Source organism: Rhizobium sp. BR 362 (assembly GCF_036528765.1).
GTDB lineage: Bacteria > Pseudomonadota > Alphaproteobacteria > Rhizobiales > Rhizobiaceae > Rhizobium.
In genome coordinates this window covers 1-17,703 of record NZ_JARWGH010000058.1, presented here as the reverse complement: position 1 = coordinate 17,703, position 17,703 = coordinate 1, and the positions used below count along the sequence as shown (strand labels likewise).

General features: G+C 60.7%; 15 protein-coding genes and 2 pseudogenes. 8 read left to right on the top strand and 9 right to left on the bottom strand.

The features are described 5' to 3' along the window. Nucleotides 1–163 (bottom strand): annotated as a pseudogene (locus QDY28_RS29805) (IS630 family transposase); the annotation flags it as partial. Between the two features lie 354 nt (nt 164–517). Beyond that, complete coding sequence (locus QDY28_RS29800; protein WP_004112704.1) at nt 518–1,771, bottom strand: ROK family transcriptional regulator; 1,254 nt, start codon at nt 1,769–1,771, stop codon at nt 518–520. A gap of 271 nt (nt 1,772–2,042) precedes the next feature. Between QDY28_RS29800 and QDY28_RS29795 the strand changes: the two genes are divergently transcribed. The 6 genes from QDY28_RS29795 (at nt 2,043) to QDY28_RS29770 (ending at nt 9,736) form a co-directional block, all read left to right on the top strand. Next, nucleotides 2,043–3,509 (top strand): ABC transporter substrate-binding protein, encoded by a 1,467-nt coding sequence (locus QDY28_RS29795; RefSeq protein WP_065091860.1) that lies wholly within the window; start codon nt 2,043–2,045, stop codon nt 3,507–3,509. Between the two features lie 73 nt (nt 3,510–3,582). Next, complete coding sequence (locus tag QDY28_RS29790; protein WP_065091861.1) at nt 3,583–4,512, top strand: carbohydrate ABC transporter permease; 930 nt, start codon at nt 3,583–3,585, stop codon at nt 4,510–4,512. 1 nt (nt 4,513) lies between these two features. After that, complete coding sequence (locus QDY28_RS29785) at nt 4,514–5,344, top strand: carbohydrate ABC transporter permease (RefSeq protein WP_004112708.1); 831 nt, start codon at nt 4,514–4,516, stop codon at nt 5,342–5,344. 30 nt (nt 5,345–5,374) lie between these two features. Beyond that, nucleotides 5,375–6,400, top strand: coding sequence for a Gfo/Idh/MocA family protein (locus QDY28_RS29780; RefSeq protein ID WP_065091862.1), 1,026 nt, complete (start codon nt 5,375–5,377; stop codon nt 6,398–6,400). Nucleotides 6,401–6,477: 77 nt separating this feature from the next. Then, a complete protein-coding gene (locus tag QDY28_RS29775; protein ID WP_004112713.1) occupies nt 6,478–7,644 on the top strand; it encodes an ABC transporter ATP-binding protein in 1,167 nt (388 codons plus the stop codon). A gap of 172 nt (nt 7,645–7,816) precedes the next feature. Next, nucleotides 7,817–9,736: a methyl-accepting chemotaxis protein gene (locus QDY28_RS29770; protein WP_065091863.1), complete on the top strand. Its 1,920-nt coding sequence runs from the start codon at nt 7,817–7,819 to the stop codon at nt 9,734–9,736. A 413-nt stretch (nt 9,737–10,149) separates the two neighbouring features. Here QDY28_RS29770 and QDY28_RS29765 read toward each other — a convergent pair whose 3' ends face one another. The 6 genes from QDY28_RS29765 to QDY28_RS29740 are packed head-to-tail and all read right to left on the bottom strand — an operon-like array spanning nt 10,150 to nt 16,319. Continuing rightward, a complete protein-coding gene (locus tag QDY28_RS29765; protein WP_184806173.1) occupies nt 10,150–11,196 on the bottom strand; it encodes a HoxN/HupN/NixA family nickel/cobalt transporter in 1,047 nt (348 codons plus the stop codon). Beyond that, the gene (gene larB / locus QDY28_RS29760; protein ID WP_004112720.1) at nt 11,189–11,887 is read right to left on the bottom strand and encodes a nickel pincer cofactor biosynthesis protein LarB; all 699 of its coding nucleotides are present in this window, start codon (nt 11,885–11,887) and stop codon (nt 11,189–11,191) included. The genes QDY28_RS29765 and larB overlap by 8 nt, the downstream gene beginning before the upstream one ends. Continuing rightward, nucleotides 11,884–12,690, bottom strand: a complete 807-nt coding sequence (locus QDY28_RS29755) for an adenine nucleotide alpha hydrolase (RefSeq protein WP_210320796.1) — start codon at nt 12,688–12,690, stop codon at nt 11,884–11,886. Before QDY28_RS29755 ends, larB begins: the two co-directional genes overlap by 4 nt. After that, nucleotides 12,687–13,991: a LarC family nickel insertion protein gene (locus QDY28_RS29750; protein ID WP_004112726.1), complete on the bottom strand. Its 1,305-nt coding sequence runs from the start codon at nt 13,989–13,991 to the stop codon at nt 12,687–12,689. Before QDY28_RS29750 ends, QDY28_RS29755 begins: the two co-directional genes overlap by 4 nt. Continuing rightward, nucleotides 13,975–14,535 carry a nickel insertion protein gene (gene larC, locus QDY28_RS29745; protein WP_184806176.1) on the bottom strand — a complete coding sequence of 187 codons (561 nt, stop codon included), beginning with the start codon at nt 14,533–14,535 and terminating at the stop codon, nt 13,975–13,977. The genes QDY28_RS29750 and larC overlap by 17 nt, the downstream gene beginning before the upstream one ends. Beyond that, nucleotides 14,535–16,319 carry a hypothetical protein gene (locus tag QDY28_RS29740; RefSeq protein ID WP_184806179.1) on the bottom strand — a complete coding sequence of 595 codons (1,785 nt, stop codon included), beginning with the start codon at nt 16,317–16,319 and terminating at the stop codon, nt 14,535–14,537. The genes larC and QDY28_RS29740 overlap by 1 nt, the downstream gene beginning before the upstream one ends. 498 nt (nt 16,320–16,817) lie before the next feature. Between QDY28_RS29740 and QDY28_RS29735 the strand changes: the two are divergent. After that, nucleotides 16,818–17,156: pseudogene (locus QDY28_RS29735) on the top strand (carboxymuconolactone decarboxylase family protein). A 63-nt stretch (nt 17,157–17,219) separates the two neighbouring features. Here QDY28_RS29735 and QDY28_RS29730 read toward each other — a convergent pair. Next, complete coding sequence (locus tag QDY28_RS29730) at nt 17,220–17,540, bottom strand: DsbA family protein (protein WP_028755235.1); 321 nt, start codon at nt 17,538–17,540, stop codon at nt 17,220–17,222. Between QDY28_RS29730 and QDY28_RS29725 the strand changes: the two genes are divergently transcribed. Continuing rightward, nucleotides 17,539–17,703: transposase family protein (locus QDY28_RS29725; RefSeq protein WP_331384430.1), on the top strand; the 165-nt coding region annotated here is incomplete at its 3' end. The genes QDY28_RS29730 and QDY28_RS29725 overlap by 2 nt on opposite strands.

Genomic DNA, 17,703 nt, shown 5'->3' with positions numbered 1-17,703 from the left:
GCGTGACATTGCCGAGACGGGCGGCATCGGAACGCGAGCCTCCGTCATAGATCGACGCGAGCGCCAACAAACGTCGTGCCTGGGCGGCGTCCTTCGTCTGCCGCGCCAGCCGCCGCAGACCTTCTCCGTCAAAATCCTCACGCAATGAAATCCCTGATCGCATCGCAGACCTCCGGTTTGCTCCAGAGATTCAGATTCACCGCGTTTTGGGAAGGCCAAAGAGTCAAGTTAAACGGGACGCGGTATAAGAGCCGCTGGGATAGCAATCCGATCAAGCGATCAAGCAGCCGCTACTTGAAGCAATACGCAGACCATGATTGGCCCTTACGCCCTTATCGATTGCCTCACGGAACTTTCATTGGGTATCCGAGATTGTGCTGGAGAAAGACCCCTCCCAGACAAAGCGCGAGCGGCCCGCTTGTGCGGCGAGATCGATAGTTTTGTGACCTCCCGACAATTGAAACCACAATGGCTCAGCCGCGTCGTTGGCCGTTTCGCCGCCGGGATCGTATCCCGCCTAGATGACGAGCTTCAGGTGGCTGGACAAGACCAAGCCAGCGGCCCCTCGCAATGCCGTATGACCTTCTCCGATGCCATTCAGCGTGATCGAAATCTCCTGGTTCGGTCGCTTCTTGACCAACCGTTCGACATGTTGCCTGACGCGTTCGGCCGCGTCCGCGCCGCCGCCTGCAATGTCCCCATGCAGCACATAGGAGTTGAGTGACAGGGTCTGCTGCAGGTTGAGGATCCCGAAGGCGACGTTTCTGGTATAGCGGTCCAGCAGACCATTCGCAGCTTCGGCGCCTTCTGCTGCCTCTTTGACGAGGCGAGCACAGGTGACGCTTTCAGGGTTTGCGAAGCCAAGTCGGGCCGCTTCACGCCGCAGCCAGGGTAGGGCGGCGACTGTTTCCCAGCATCCGTGCTTGCCGCAATTGCAGAGTTCCCCATCGATTTGCACGACGGTATGGCCTAGTTCGCCGCCGGAGCCGGCAAGGCCCCGGTAGACCCGTCCGTCGATGTAGAAAGCGCCGCCCAATACCTCACCGGTATAGATCGCCGCGAAGTTTTGTTGGCCCCGTCCCGGCCCGAACCACCGGTCGCCAACGAGAAGCGCGCGCGGATGATGGTCGATGACAACAGGCAATGAGAAATGCGCCTGCAGGATATCGACCAAGTGGAGGCCAGTCAGAACGGGCGCAAGATTGACGGCGAGGATCACCCCGTTGTCGCTGTCGATCATGCCCCCCGAGGCGATGCCGATCCCGAACGGTGCCTGGTGGGCTTGGGAAAGCGTCGCGGACAAGGTGTCCTTGATGATCGCCAGGAACGCACCCCTATCGCCATGCGGATCGAATTGCGCTTTGGTGAGGGCTTTGATATCGCCGCTGAGCGTCACAAGGCATGTCTGGATCCTGCCGGGCAAGAGAAGCACGGCGCCTAGCATTGGTGCTTCAGGATTGAAATAGATCGGACGCGCCGGCTTACCGCCCTTGAAGTCTGAGGGCACTGCGTCGCCTTCGACGAGCAGGCCCTCCTCGATCATCGGCTGGACGATTCCCGTGATCGTCGTGCGATTGACGCCCGCCAGACGGGCAAGCTCGGCGCGGCTTTTCGGACCGTTGTCGTACAACGCCTGCAGCACCCGACCGCGATTGATCTCGCCGAGGGTCGACTGCGAAACGAGCCTTACATTGCCACTTTCGCCAGCAAGCGTGTCCTTGTTGGGACCGCGCTGCCCCAGCGAATAGGATGGCTGATTCTCGAACTTCAACTTGCATCTCCGATTTGCCAGCCCCGTCGTTCTAGCTTGAGAGCGCTTGCTCGACCAGATGGCGCTTGATGGCTTACCGCAACAGATGCGGAGGCTTTAGCCGCGGGAACGCCCGAACGCACCTTCTTGACAGTACCATAAGTTTGTGCGAAGTACAAACAAACTGTTGGCAATGGCAGATGAGGGGTAACAATCGAACTCGAGCTCGGCGCCGTGAAGGTTTCCCGTGGTCGGATGAGGTTGGATTTAAGAACAACTGAGGAGGCACCACATGACATTCGATATTGGAAATATGTCGCGCCGGAACATGCTGAAGTCGGCATCTGTCGCCGCTCTCTTGGCATCGAGCGCGGGCGCGCTTGTCGCGCCACGGCGTGCGTCTGCCCAAGACGCGAAGACCATACGCGTTCTGTCGGTCGAAGATCCATTCTTCTTCTCGATGAAAGCCATGATCCCGGAATTCGAAAAGGAAACGGGCATCAAGGTCGAGCTCGAAAGCCTCTCTTACGACGCGTTGCAGACCCGCCTTGTCTCGGCCTTCGTCGCCAAGACGTCGGACGCGGACGTCATCGCGGTCGACCAGATGTGGCTCGGGCAGTATCTCGACAACGGCTGGATCATCTCGCTCAACGACTACATCGCCAAGGATAGCGATATCGATCTCGCCGACTTCATTCCCGAGGTCCTCTATTCGTCGAACATGTGGCGCGGGCAGATCGCCACACTGCCGGTTGCGGCCTATGCGCAAGGGGTGATGTACCGCAAGGACATCTTCGACAGCTTCGGCATCGCCGCGCCACCGACAAAGGCCTCTGAAGACTGGACATGGACGAAGTACATCGAGACGCTGAAGTCGCTCGAAGGCAAGTCCTTCGGTGGCAAGCCGCTCTTCCCGACGGTGATCTGCGGATCGCAGCCGTCCCCGATCACCCATATGTTCACCCAGCTTTCCGCCAGTCACGGCGCGAACTGGTTCAAATCCTTCCCCGGCGCACCGTGGGACTTCTCGCCGCAGCTCACAGGTCCTGCCTGGTCAAAGTCGCTCGAGGTCTACCGGCAGCTTTACAAGCTCTCGCCGCCCGAGGCGATCAATTACGTCTGGTTCGATGCCGGCACCCGTTTCGCCAAGGGCGATATCGGCATGTTCTACTGGTGGACGCCGTATTTCTACCTGGTCAAGAACTCCGGCTACATGACGGGCAAGAAGTCCGATGTCATGGAAAAGTATGCGACCGCAGCCCTGCCGAAGGCAGATGGCGTGGCGCAGACAGTCAGCCTCGGCGGCTGGAGCCTTGGCGTCCCGTCGAGTTCCGACCGGCAGGACAACGGTTACGCCTTCATAAAGTGGGCGACGTCAAAGGCGACCCAGAAGAAGATGGCTGAGTGGCCGGACCTCAATTTCCAGTTCTCGGATTTTGCCCGCAAGTCGCTCTACGAAGACGCGGACGTCAAGAAGATCTATTCATACCTCGATGTCCAGTACGACATGATGAAGCAGGGCAACGGCAAGATAACGCGTCCGCCGGTTCCGGGTTATACCGCGGTCGAAAGTGTGCTCGGCCTGACGCTCAACCAGCTTCTGACCGGCAGCGAAGATCCGAAGACCGCGCTGGAGCGCGCCAACAGCCTCTTCGAAAGCATCCTCAAGGGCAATCTGATGATCCCCTACCAGAAGGAAAGCTACGCTGACACGCTCGACGGCGCCAAGGCGCTGATCGGCAAGCTCGGCAAGGCGTAATGGAATTCTTCTCGGGCCGGCGCGGCAACGCTCGCGCCGGCGGTCATCCGCCAAGAAGAACTGGACTTCGACGATGCACACGACAGCCATTCGCTCCTTGCCAACGCTTACGCCCGTCCGGCGCGGCTTCGTCCGCCGCAACCTGCCTTACCTGTTGATCGCGCCTTCCGTGATTATGCTGTTGGCGCTGATCGCCTACCCGCTGCTCTTCGCTCTCAAATCCAGCTTTTACTTCTGGAACTTGCAGGTCGGGCCGCAGCCTTTGGCTTTCGTCGGCATCGACAATTACGTCCAGGCGCTCAATGCGTTCGATTTTCGCGCCGCACTTACCAACACGCTGATCCTTTCGGTGCTCGGCACGGCGATTGAGTTTTCGCTCGGCCTGGCGATCGCACTGGTGCTGCTCAAGGCGCTGCCCGGCATGAATGTCGTACGCGCGCTGCTGATCCTGCCAACCACGATCGCGCCGATCGTCGTCGGCTTCCTGTTTCGCTATCTTTATGATCCGGGCGGCGGTCTCGTGACCTGGGTGCTGCAGTCGCTCTGGCTACCGGTGCCGGCGGAGGGCATCCTCGGGTCACCGACGACTGCGCTTGCCGCCATACTCTTCGTCGACATCTGGCAGTGGACGCCGTTCTTCGCCATCGTCCTCTATGCGAGCCTGCTTTCCGTTCCCGACGAGATCATCGAGGCGGCGCGTCTCGATCGCGCATCGGCCTGGACGATCCTGATGCGCATCAAGCTGCCTCTCATCCGGCGCACCGCGACCATCATCGTCATGCTGCGCTTCATGCAGATCTTCAACACCTTCGACACGGTGCTGGTGCTGACCCGCGGCGGGCCGGGGACCTCGACACGCACACTCGGCTATTCGCTCTACGAACAGGGTCTGGTGAACTTCAATGTCGGGTTGGTGAGTGCCCAGACGTGGATCACGGTGCTGATCGTCAACGTCATCATCGCCCTCTACGTGTTCTTCGCCTTCCGCAATGAGGAGTGGTGACATGGCCAGCCGCAAGACCTTCTATACTGCGCTCACCTATGCCGCCGGCCTCTTGTTCCTGGCGGTCTTCATCGGCCCGATCCTCTGGTTTCTGGCGCTCGCTATCCGGCCGGCAGAAACAGCGTTCGCGATGCCCCCGCAAGTGACCTTCGAACCGACGCTGGATGCCTTCCGCCACATCCTCGTCGATCCTGGCACGAACGCGCCGCAACTCGTGAACTCGCTAATCGTGGCGATCGGCGCGGTGTTGCTTAATCTGCCGTTCTCGGTGCCTGCCGCTTACGCGCTCTCGCGCTTTAAGATGCGGGGCAAGAAGAACATCATGCTCTGGTATCTCGGCCTGTTGATGGCGCCGCCGATTGCCTTCCTGATTCCGTATTTCGTGTTGATCACGCGGGTCGGCCTGCAAGGTTCGTATTTGTCGATGGTGCTGGTGTTGCAGACGTTGACGATCCCGTTTTCGGTCTGGCTGATGAAGAGCTTTATCGACGAGGTGCCGGCGGAGCTGGAGGAGGCGGCCCGCGTCGACGGCGCCCGCTGGCACACGATCATGTGGCGCATCACGCTGCCGATCGTCCGCCCCGGGATCATTGTCACCTCGATGTTCGCTTTCGTCTTTGCCTGGAACAACGCGGCCTTCCCACTGGTGCTGAGCTCGCGTTCAACCGCCACCCTTCCGATCGGAACGCTCGGATATTTCGCCACCAGCGGCGTGACCTGGAACTACATCGCAGCCGCCGCCGTGCTCGCGATGATCCCGCCGATGATCATCTTCCTGGTCTTCGACCGTTACGTCGTGCGCGGTCTCACCTTCGGCTCGGTGAAGGGCTGATCTTTTACGGTTTGAATGGAGTCATATAAAATGAGCAAACTTCGCATCGGCGTCATCGGCGCCGGCCTTTGGGGCAATAACCACGCCCACACCTTCAACGTGCTGCCGGAGACCGAACTGGTTGGCGTCTGCGACCTCGACGAGGGCAGGGCGCTGAAGATGAAGGAGAGTTTTGGCGCAATCGAAGCGTTCACCGACTATCAGAAGCTCATCGCCAGCGACCGGATCGACGCGGTGTCCGTCGCCACACCCGACTTTACCCACACACCGATCATCCTTGCAGCGCTCAAGGCCGGCAAACATGTCTTGAGCGAAAAGCCCCTCGCGACCACCGTCAAGGAAGCAGAAGAGATCGCCGAGGCTGCCGCAAAGTCCAAGGGCAAGTTGATGATCGACTTCCACAATCGTGTGAACCCGATCCTGGCGCGGGTTCGCGACATGATCCAGGAGGGCCAAATCGGGCTTGCCAAGCACGGCACGGCGCGCCTTTCCAACACGACCTTCGTTCCCTTCGAAATGCTGAGCTGGGCCGCGAAATCCTCCGCACTCTGGTTCCTGGGCAGCCATCTGGTCGATGTATTGCGCTTCATCCTCGAAGACGAGGTGACCCGCGTCTACGCCGTGGCCCGTTCCGGGACGCTTGCCGCCGGCGGCGTCGACACCAAGGATTTCCATGCCTCGATCCTCGAATTTTCCAGAGGCACTGTCGTGACCATGGAAAACAGCTGGATCCTGTCGCGCGACAACCCTTCGCTTGTCGATTTCAAGGTGGAAGTCGTCGGCGAAAAGGGTCAGATCCAGGCTGATCCCACCCATAGCGGCGGCCTGCGCCGTATCGTCGATGGTGGCATGCGGTTCAACGACTACATCGGCATGACGCCGACGGGTGCAACCCGCATCGGCGGCTTCGTGCAGGAATCCATCGCGCGCTTCGTCGATAGCGTCGTGCGTGGCGTGCCCCTGCTTGCCGACGCCAATGATGGGCTTGCCAACACCAAGGTACTGGCTGCGATTGAGGAGTCCGTCGCCAGCGGCAAGCCCGTGACCATCGGCTGATGGCGTGACCAATCTTACGAGGCACGCCATCCGACCCGATGACTTGCCTCGCCACGTGATACTGGGAGAAGAACTATATGGCGTCCATGACCTTTGACGGGATTGGAAAAACCTATCCGGACGGGACCGTCGCCGTCGCCAATGTGAGCTTCACGGTCGGCGACGGTGAATTCGTCGTGCTGGTCGGACCGTCGGGCTGCGGCAAATCTACGCTTCTGCGGATGGCGGCCGGGCTCGAGCAGCTCAATAGCGGCCGGCTGCTTATGGACGATCAGGATGTCACCAACACCGAGCCGCAGGACCGCGACATCGCGATGGTATTCCAGAACTATGCGCTGTATCCGCACATGACGGTCTACGAGAACATGGCCTTCGGCCTGCAGCAGCGCAAAATGCCGAAGGACAAGATCGAGAAGCTTGTGCGCGACGCAGCCGAGATGCTCGACCTTACGAAATACCTGAACCGCAAGCCGGGCGCGCTCTCCGGCGGTCAGCGACAGCGCGTCGCGATGGGTCGGGCGATCGTCCGTCATCCGATGGCATTCCTGATGGACGAACCGCTGTCCAATCTCGACGCCAAGCTGCGCGTCCAGATGCGGGCCGAGCTCAAGCTTTTAAACCAGCGTCTTGGCGTTACTACGCTCTACGTCACCCATGACCAGGTCGAAGCGATGACGATGGGTGACAGGGTTGCTGTGCTGAAGCCTGTCGCTGATGCCGGCGAGAGCAACCTGCAGCAGATCGACACGCCGCAGCGGCTTTACGACCGGCCGGCGAATTTGTTCGTTGCCGGTTTTATCGGTTCGCCTGCGATGAATTTCGTCCGGGCCGACCTTGAGGCGGACGGGGCAAGCCTGCGCGCGACGATCGCGGGAACCGGGATTGCGTTTCCGGTTCCCGCGAGTGCCGCATTGTCTGCCTATGCCGGACGGCAGGTGATCGCCGGGATACGCCCGGAAATGTTTCTGGTGTGCAAAGAGCATGAAGCGCTGTTCAACGAGCCGATCCCGGTTGCCGAAGCGCTCGGCCCCGACACCTTCGTCTTTTTCGACATTGCCTCTCCGCCCGTCGACATCAGCGACGTGGAGGATCCGCCAGAGTTCAAACGAAAGGGCACGAACCGGCTGGTGGCGCGTATCCCGCCAGTATCGACGCCCGCGCCCAACAAGCGCCTGCCGCTGACCGTCCATCTGGAAAAGCTGCACTGGTTCGATCCGCAAACAGGAGCTGCCATTCGCGACTGACCGGATGAAACGAGCAAGCGCTCGGATTTCCGGTCGTCTTGCCTGCCTCCCAGGGCGACTGGGGCTGTCGTCGTTCAGGTCTCGGCGGCAGCCCCTTTTTTTAGTGGCTGGCTTTTTGGAACCCCGTGTTTGCGAACGCGGATATCAACATCATCTCAAAGGGGAGTGGCGTGTGAAACACGTTCCAATCGTTGGCAAGTTCTTCGTCGTTGTCGGCATGTTCGGGCTGGTGGCCCTCGGCCTCTCCCTCTACGAGACCCGGGAGTTGTTCAGGATCGACGCAGCCTACACCGACCTCCTGACAAAGAACGCAGCCGCCGCCCTTCACCTGGCCCAATCCAACCGAAGCCTCCAGACAGCCCGCGCCAATATCGGCGACATGATCATGGCGCGCTCCAAAGACGGCAGGGTGCGTGCTGAAGAAAGCCTCAAGGAGGCGCAGGAAAGCTTCGTCGCCTCCATGGATCTGGCGATCGCCGCGTTACCGGCGCAAGCCGACTTGCCGCCGTTGAAGACGGATGGGTTCGCAATCTTGACGACGACATGCGGTGCGGCAATCGCTGTTGGCCGAACGGCAGACAGCGAGGCCAGCATCGCCATGGTCCAGCAGCTCTTTCTGAGCATGTGCCAACCGGCATTCGCGGCAATATCGCCGAGATTTCAGTCGGCGGCAGCCAAGATGATCGAGGATGCCGACCAAAAGCGCAGCGACGTTTCCGCCTTGGCCTCCGATACGTCGAAAAGGGCAATGGGCGGCGCCGTGATCGCTTTGGCAGCGGTGCTGGTTCTGGGCGTGCTTGCCGTTCGCGCCTGGATCGTCAAGCCGATCCGGCGGATCGCCGACACGATGACGACGCTGGCGGGCGGCAATCTCTCGGCAATTGTCGAAGGAACCGATCGTCGCGACGAGCTGGGCATGATGGCGAAATCGGTGCAGATATTCAAAGACAATGGGTTGCGAGCACGCGAGATGGAAAGAGACGTCGAAGCTGGCCGCGAGGCGCGCGAGCGCGAACGTGTGCGTGCGGAAGAGTTAGAGCGGGAGCGGGTAAGCAAGATGACGGAGGCCACCTCCAGCCTTGCTGAAGGTTTGAAGCATCTTGCCAGTGGCGACCTCACGTTCCGACTGGAACAACCGTTTGCCAGCGAATTCGAGCAACTGCGCGCCGACTTCAACGCTGCGCGCGAGCAATTGGCAACCGGCCTCCGGACGGTGGCAGTCGCCACTGCGGCGATCGATGGCGGTACATCGGAAATAAGCCAAAGTGCCCTCGAGCTTTCCAAGCGGACCGAGCAGCAGGCGGTCTCTCTTGAGGAAACCGCCGCCGCCCTTGATCAGGTTACACAAGGAGTTTCGAATTCCTCCAGGCGCACCGAGGAGGCCCGCCGCGCGGCAGCGGACGCGAATACGTCGGCACGCAATTCTGCGGCCGTGATGGCAAAGGCGATCTCGGCTATGCAGGGCATCGAACATTCGTCCAACGAGATCGCGAATATCATCGGTGTCATCGACGAGATAGCGTTTCAGACGAACCTGCTTGCCTTGAATGCTGGCGTCGAGGCATCCCGGGCCGGCGAAGCCGGCAAAGGTTTTGCGGTTGTCGCCCAGGAAGTCCGAGAACTTGCTCAACGATCTGCCCAGGCGGCCAAGGGGATCAAGGAACTGATCCGCAATTCGACGGGCGAAGTGAGTTCCGGGGTAAAGCTGGTGCAGGAAACGGGACGAACGCTCGAAAAGATTGAGGAGGAGGTAGGCCTGATCAGCAGCCAGCTTTCTGCCATTGCGACGTCTGCAAACGAGCAGTCCGCTGCCCTTACGGAGATCAACAGCGCTGTGAACCGGATGGACCATGTCACCCAGCAAAACGCTTCCATGGCCGAGGAATATACTTCGGCAAGCACATCGCTGGCAGGGGAGGTCCGGCGTCTGCAGGATATCGTCACCGAGTTTCGGCTCGACGCCTCTGAGGACCTTTTGCAAGCTTTTGAGCGGTCAGGCGACCTTCCGATGTCGGCAGGTTCGCCCGCGCTACGTCTCGTCGCTGATGTCAAGGGTGCTTTGGAGGGCTCACGCAAGGTTGCCGAGCATTGATACGACGGCCCGCTCCTAAGCGGTCGCGCCCTAGGCATCGGTGCGTTTCTGAATGGTTATGGCCTGGGCGGACAGGTCGTAAGTTGCAAGCGGCCTTCGAACAGGTTGGCGAGCCAGGATTCCACGGACGAGGTGATCAGTTCGCAAAAGGTGTTTGATGCCCAAATGGATACTCTCACCGATTGAAAGGTCTTGCCTGCTGTGGATAGCGCTCGGCAGAAGCATCGCAGAAATCGCGTTGTTGGAAGGAAAGAGCGAGGCAGACATCCGATCCTATCTTGAGCAGGCGGTCACCTCGGTCGGCGCGAGCTCTATAGAGGACGCGCTGAGGAAGATGAACTTCCATCGACCGTTACATTGATCTCACGGCAAATATGGCGGCGTGCTTCGCTTGGGTCGAGTACGTTCCCTTCTCAAGATACGTTCGCGTGAATGCGGTCATAGCCTTTCATGCGATAGATCATTGCCGAAACGACCCAACTCGCGATGAAGATGCCCACGACACCAAAGCCGAGATTTTCAAGGCTGTCGTTAAAGGTGGCGATTGCCTCCCACAAAGTGCCCCGCAAGCCGAGCTTGTCGGAAATCAGGCCGAGCGCTTCTGCGCCTCCGATTAAGATCGCGACAATCACCGAGGCGGCGGTGACCGTCAGATTGTACCAGAGCTTGCGGGCGGGGTTCATAAGGGCCCAGCCGTAGGCGCCCGTCATCAGAGCGCTGTCCGTCGTATCCATCAGCGACATGCCGGCTGTGAAGAGGGCCGGGAACACAAGGATCGTCCAGAACGACAAGCCTTGCGCGGCCTGCGAAGCTGAAACGCCCAGCAAAGCGATTTCCGTGGGGGTGTCGAAGCCGAGGCCTAAGAGAAAGCCGATCGGATACATATGCCAGGAGCGTGTGACCACCTTGAAGGTGCGGCGAAAAACGCGGGCCAGCAAGCCTCGTCCAGCCAGCAGCGCATCAAGGTCCTCATCGACAATTTCCTCGCCACGCCGCGCTCGCGAAAAGGCGTCCCAGATAGGTTTCAGGATAACGAGATTGGCAATTCCGATCACCAGCAGGAACAGTGCTGAGACGGATGTGCCGATTACGCCGCCAATGTCGTGGAAACCCTCAGTCTGGCTCTGCATTGCATAGGCGGTGATGGCAACGGCAAGCGACGCCAGAACGACGATGCTGGAATGGCCGAGCGAAAAGAAGAATCCAACCGAAAACGGCTGCCGACCCTCGTGCATAAGCTTGCGCACGACATTGTCGATCGCGGCGATATGGTCTGCATCAAACGCGTGACGGACACCGAGCATATAGGCGACAAGGGCCATGCCAAGCAGTGCCGGTCGATCGGAGAACGAAGTCCAAGCCCAGATCCAAGCCAGGACGTTGGCTGCGACCAGCAAGGCATAAACGATGGCAATTTTTGTTTTGGCGTAAAGCGGTTCGTCATCGAAAGGGCTACGCATTCGGACGTCCCTTGCCATCTTGAACAGACACCCGCCGGACCATGCTGAGCGCTCGGAACGCCGCACAGGCGGCGCCGTAGCCATTGTCGATGTTTACGACGGTCAGTCCGGGCGCGCATGAGGCGAGTGCCGCGTGCAGGGCGGTTTCTCCTCCGTTCGACACGCCGTACCCGGTCGATGTCGGAAGACAGATGATCACGCCGGGAACGAGCCCGCCGAGCACGCTGGGAAGAGCGCCGTCCATGCCTGCAACCGCGACGATAACGGGAAAAGTCCGCAATTCCTCGACCCGCTCCAGTAACCGCCATAGGCCTGCGACGCCGATGTCGATGAACTGTCTGGTCGGGGCGCCGAGATAAGCCAGCGTTCGCAAGACCTCGGCGGCCTGGGGCATGTCCGAACTTCCGGCCGACACGACGGCGATATCGGGTGCTTGCTGTTCGGCAGGCGGGGTCCAATTCAGGAATGCTGTCCGCGAGATGGGGTCGTAGTCCAATCGTTCAAGATAGGCCGGCGCGAGGCGACCAAAGACCTCCGCCTCGAGGCGCGTCAACAGACAGCGTGTGCCGCGCTCTAAAACGCGGTCCATGATCGTGGCAAGCTGCGCATCGGATTTCCGGGCGCAGAGTACTGCCTCATCGAATCCCACGCGCTCTGTGCGCTGGAAATCCAGCCGGACTTCTTCGTTCATGAATTTCGCTCCCGCAAAAAGGCGCTGCCTCGGGCGTATGCCTGGAAATCGATCGGCCGTCGACTACCGAACGCCTCTGAAATCTGCCCCACGAGGCGCGCGCGACTATCGCCAGAGAGTTTCGACAGCGTCGGTTCATCGAGTTCGACAACCACCCCGGTTTGCCGCACCCTGCAGCGCACCGTTCCCGGCGAGAGCTCGCGCCGCAGCAGCATCTCGACCCGATCGATGGCTTGCAAGATCTCGGGTTCGATCCTGAGAGCCGTCTCAACGCGGCTCGACAGGCAGGGCGCTGAAGGCAGTTCGGCGAGGTCAGCAAGATCATAGGCGGACGCCATGGCACGGACATCTGCCTTGGACATGCCGGCCTCGACAAAGGGATGACGTACACCATTGGCTTCGGCCGCCTTGAGGCCAGGGCGCCAATCGCCAAGATCGTCCGTGTTCGTGCCGGAAAAGAGCTGCGCTGCCGAAAGCGAAGACAGGGTGCCGTAGAGATTGGACTTGCAGAAGAAGCAGCGGTTCGAGGGATTGGCGAGATAACGTTCGTCGGCAAATTCCCCCGCATCGATGATCCGTAGGTCCCAGCCATGACGGGCTGCATAGTCTTTGACCCGTTCGGTGGCGCTCAGGGGAACGGCGGCCGAGGCGGCGTGGAACATGATCACGTCAGCTCCCATCCGACGATGCGCCACAAACGCGAGCGTCATACTGTCGACGCCGCCGGAGACAGCCACGGCCGCGTGCCGGGCGCTGTCGAACACGGCATTGAGACGGGCGAGAGAGGTTTCCTTCGCGATCATGACTTTTGCTCCAGCGCCTCAGCTTCGGCCCGGCGGCGCAATTCGGCGCGGGCTTTGTGGCTCCGATCAACGCCTTGGGCGTCGTCCATTTCCGCCTTGGCCGTCATCCCACCGGGCCGGTCGGCGAGCTTCACCCTTATCCCGTCCTCGGTTGTCACCGACTGTCGCGGCAGGACCGTGCGCGCTTCGATCCGGCTGCGCAGGCCAAGCGTCGTGGTCTGCCGCAGGCAGAGCGCTCCGATTGCGTCGATCGCATCCACGCGCGCGAGAACCTGAACCGAGGCCATCATGCGGCCCTTCTTGCCGAAGGTCGGCGTCTGGGTCACGTCGATCACACCTTCGGCCGCGCGAACAAGGTCGAGGGCGACGGCCAGTTCCTCGCCGGTCTGGTCGTCGATGTCGAACTGGATGACGCCGACCCGATCCTGTGCTGCACCCTCCTCGGTGAACGCCAGGATGCGAAGCACGTTGCTCATGCCGGGCAGGCGTCTTGTGCCGAAGCCGATACCGGTGCGTTCGAGCAGTCGAGGCGACGACCCGAGGCTTGTCGCGGGCGAGAGATGGGACAGGATCGCCGCTCCCGTCGGCGTGATGCGCTCACCGTGGCGACCGTCATCATGAAAGGCAAACCCGCGCAACAAAAGAGTCGTGGCGGGAGCGGGAACGGGCAGTCGCCCGTGATCGGTCTCGACCCAGCCTCGCCCGATCGGCAACGAACCCACCGACCAGCTTTTGGCCCCAACAGCGTCGATCAACGTAGCTGCCGCCACGATATCGGCAATCGAATCCCAGTTGCCGACTTCATGGAAAGCTACGTCACCGACGTTTCTGCCGTGTACTGCGGCTTCGGCCACGGCGAGTTCGTGGAAGATGGCTATGGCCGCGCGCTTGACGCCCTCCGGCAAACGGCTGCCGTCGAGCATGGCGCGAAGGTCGCGCCAATGGGTGTGGTGATGGTGGTGGCTGTGGCTGTGGTCGCCATTATGGACATGCTCCTCATGAGGATGAGCATGTCCATGTTCGTCATGGTGATGATGATGCGCATGGCCATGTCCTTGAGAATGGCGATGAGGATCAGGACCGGAAGCTTCCTGTTCGGAGCCGGTCTTCGTGACGTCAAAGCGGCTGCCGGTCAGCACGCCATCATTGTGTGCCCGAAAGACCGCCTGCACGTCTTCGTCCAGACCTGCCAGACGAAGATTTCTCTCTACCGTTCCAACCAGCTCGGGCCATGCGTCCAACATCGCGGCGACGAACATATCGCCAGCAATGCCGCCCAGAACATCAAGATGGATATGCATGAGACCCAACCTCCTTACATTCCGAATGCTGCCAACCGGACAGGTCGACGTGCAGGGTCTCGCCAGGTTCTGCCGATCCGACGCTGGTCTCGATCGCCGCCTTCAGCACTGCGACCGGTATAGGCAGACGATCTTTCATCTGCTCCGCAATCGCCACGAGGTCGTCATGTTCGGCCTTGGCCCGCATGAACACGCCCTCGCTCAGGATGCGTTTGAGGCGCAGCGGAAAGCTTTGTTCACCGCCGTTCCACGTTAGCCGAAGTTGCGTCCGATAACGCCTGATGTCGAAATGCTTGTATTGGGATTCGAGAGCCCGATAGCCCCAGATTCCGAGGTCACCGACCAGCAGGCCGGCGAAGTCCGGCTCGTCTTCGGCGTTTATGTCAACCAGCAGGACATAGGACGGGCGGCCCTTCTTGCCCAGACTCGGAAGGAGCTGGACATTCTTGGCGCCCATCTCGCCCATCTTCTCGATGACGTGCCCGAGCAACTCGCCCGGCGCGTCATCGATCTGGGCCATCAGGAGGATGACGCCGCCCGCCATCAGAACGCCATGGATTCGACGGCGACCAGGGCGGCTGCCTCTGCCTTGGTCTTGGTGCCGGGAATGCCGGCGGAAATCAGGCCTGCCGACTGGGCTTCGCCCGTCGCATCCGACGCACTCATCTTGCCCATGGCGGCGGCGACGACGGCCGGGATGGTGACGTTCATAATTACATTGCCGGCGAGCAGCAGTTCGCTGGCGATCGGCGCAAGTGCGGTGAGGAACGGCGCGCGTTCCTTGCCGATGCCCTGCGCGACTTCGGGGATCACGGCGTTGATGATGCCTTCCATATGGATCGTCTCGTCGCCGACGGTGACTTCGGCGTCGAGCGCCGGATCGAAGGCAAGCCAGCGCGCCGCCATCTTGCTCGATCGCCGCGCACCCTTGCTGATCCTGGTGAAATGAACCTTGATATTGGTACCCTTCACCTTGCTCAGGAATTCCGACCCGCGTGTCTCCACCAGTAGCTGGCGCTCCTCGTCCATCGCGCGGACGATCTCGCCGACGCTCCTGCCCGCCATGAGATCGTCATAGCTGCGCGCCGCACGGGCATGCAGCGCCTTGGTGACCATGGGGGTGGAGGACATGATCATTGCATCGGTGACCGGCCCGTTGCAGATCTGCGTCGCCTTGCGGGCAACGATGTTCATCGCCACCATCGCAGTTTCCGGATCAAAGCTGAAGCCAAGGCGACGGGCACGTAGCGCGCGCGCCACGCTCTGTTCCGTCGAACCATCCTGCAACAGACACATCAGCGCAATGACCGCATCGCCGCAGATATGGCCGAGCGGCGGATTGACGGGACCCGCGCCCGCGCCGCAGATCCCTTCTTCGAAGACCGAGACGATTTCATCAAGCGCCATGATGCCGATCACGGTCGGCCCGCCGATATCCTTGAGGATCAGGCCGAGATCGCCGATCAGCCGTGCGGTCTCGACTTCCTTGCCGGTGATGCGGACATGTATTTTCTCGGGCAGGCCGGCGGTGCGAACGGCGGATCGCCCCGCGACGAAAGCACTGGTGACCTTGCCGTAGGGGCCATATTCCTCGGCCACGTCGGCATCCGAATGGATGATTTCCAGGATCGCCGCCGCGCCAAAAAGGGCTGAGAGGAACTTCTGGCTGGGCATGCCGGCGCCGGACATAGCGTCCATCATCGCCTTGGTCCCGATGGCAGCCCCTCGTTCGGCCATGCCGGGAAAAATCAAATCCTCGCCCAGCGCGCCGTGGCCGACCATCACGCCGCCGCCCACGCCTTCCGGAATGTCACGGCCCTGGACCGGCGAGAGCTCCCCCTTCATCATGGCTTCGTAGACGGCCGCAACGGCGGCGAAACCCGAGATCTTGTTGTTCATCTTCGCCGTCGGCACGGCGGCAAGGCCGGAGCGGCTGACGCCAGCGATCATGCGCGCCGAAGAGCCGAGCTTGCGGTTACCGGCAGGAATGCCGACCTGGGCGTTGGCGCCGCAGAGATAGAGCAGCGTTGCCGCGATCAGCGCCGCATTGGCGCCGTCGGCGCCGGCTGCCGTGGCGACAGCAATGCTCTTGGTCAGAAGGTCATCGATCGGCTGGCGCACGGCATCGGCGAACTTGACTTCCGGGCTTATGCCACGACGCAGTTCGGCCGCGATGACGTTGCAGACTGCAACGACCGGGATGTTGAGCATGCCATGGCCGCCGGTCAGGGCCTCGACGCGATCGCTGGTCAACCAGCCGGGATTGGCATTGGCCGCCATGACCGAAGCCAGAATCACCTTCTCGCGTTCGGCCGAAAATCTCGACATTGGTCCTCTCCCTTTATTTCCGGCGGGCAGCGATCATGATCCGCAACAGCCGAGCGTCGAAATCAGCCAGCGGCTTTTCTCGCAACGAGCGCGCACCGTCCGTCGATCTGCCGTATGCGCGGCGCGCAGGTAACGTCAGGGAATATCACAGGGTCATTATTGCGATAAGTGGCACTATCTCATGTCTCCATGAGCAACATTCATAATGGCGCGCTGCCCTGTTAATATTTCTGAAGCCCCCGCAGACAATGCGGGCCCATTCGGCTTCGCGTATTTGGGCCGCCGCTCAAGGTCGTCTCTCCAACTCGCGGTCTCTCTGTCCAAGGGTTGTCCGGCAACAAGCATGATTGGTGCTCATGGGTTCGTGAAATCATACCATTTCAGTTGATGAAGTTTTCTCCATACTCCTTTCCGAGATGTGGTCGCGGCCTGACCAAAGATGAAGGCTGCGGCTCTTACATCGCGTTGCATCAGCCCAAATTCACGGAGAACTTTCTAATGCTCGACTGGGAAAAATACCGGCAGGAACTGTCCTCACGCGTAACCGAACTTGGCCGGCTTTCGCCGGCGACACTTGAGGGCGTTCGTACCCTCGGTGGCGCAGGTCAGAAGAGCGGTCGGTTGGACGCCAAAACCCGGGAACTGATCGCCCTTGCCGTTGCGGTGACCACGCGTTGTGACGGCTGCATCGCCAGCCATACGTCCGAAGCAGCGAAAGTCGGCGCCACGCGGGAGTAAATTGCCGAGGCACTTGGGGTCGCGATTGCGCTCAACGCCGGTGCAGCTTTGGTTTATTCGTCGCGCGTGCTGGATGCCTTCGATACCGTCGCCGGCTGAGCACGATACGAAGGAAGTGCGGAGAAGGAATGGGCCTTCTCCGCCAGTCAACCAAATGGGAGGTCAATGCCCATTCAGAGCAGCGGCAATTGCGCTGCGCATCTCCTCAAGGCTCGGCGCCCCAGTGATTTTCTTGCCGTTGACGAAGAAGGGAGGCGTTCCCTCTACCTCGAATTCGTCAGTCGCCTGGTCGGTGAGCTTGTTCAGACGCTCAAGGATGGCCTGGTCCGCCACTGCCCTGTTGAACACGTCTTTGTCGATCCCAACGGAGCGTCCGATTTCACGCAGTGTCTGTTCGATGCACGGCTCTGAACTCGGGTTAACGTTTCTTCCCTGAACGGTTTGGGTGTGATTCAAGAGTGTCGGTGATTTGGAGGCCGACATGTTTGAAGACGATCGCCCGCGGCTGCGGGTTTTGCTGGACCATTTTAGTCTCGTTGAGGATGAGCGGGAGCAATGGCGGGTCGCCCATCCGTTACCCGAGGTGCTTCTTCTGGTCGTTTGCGGGACGATCGGCGCATGCGACGATTTTGACGAGATCGTCGAA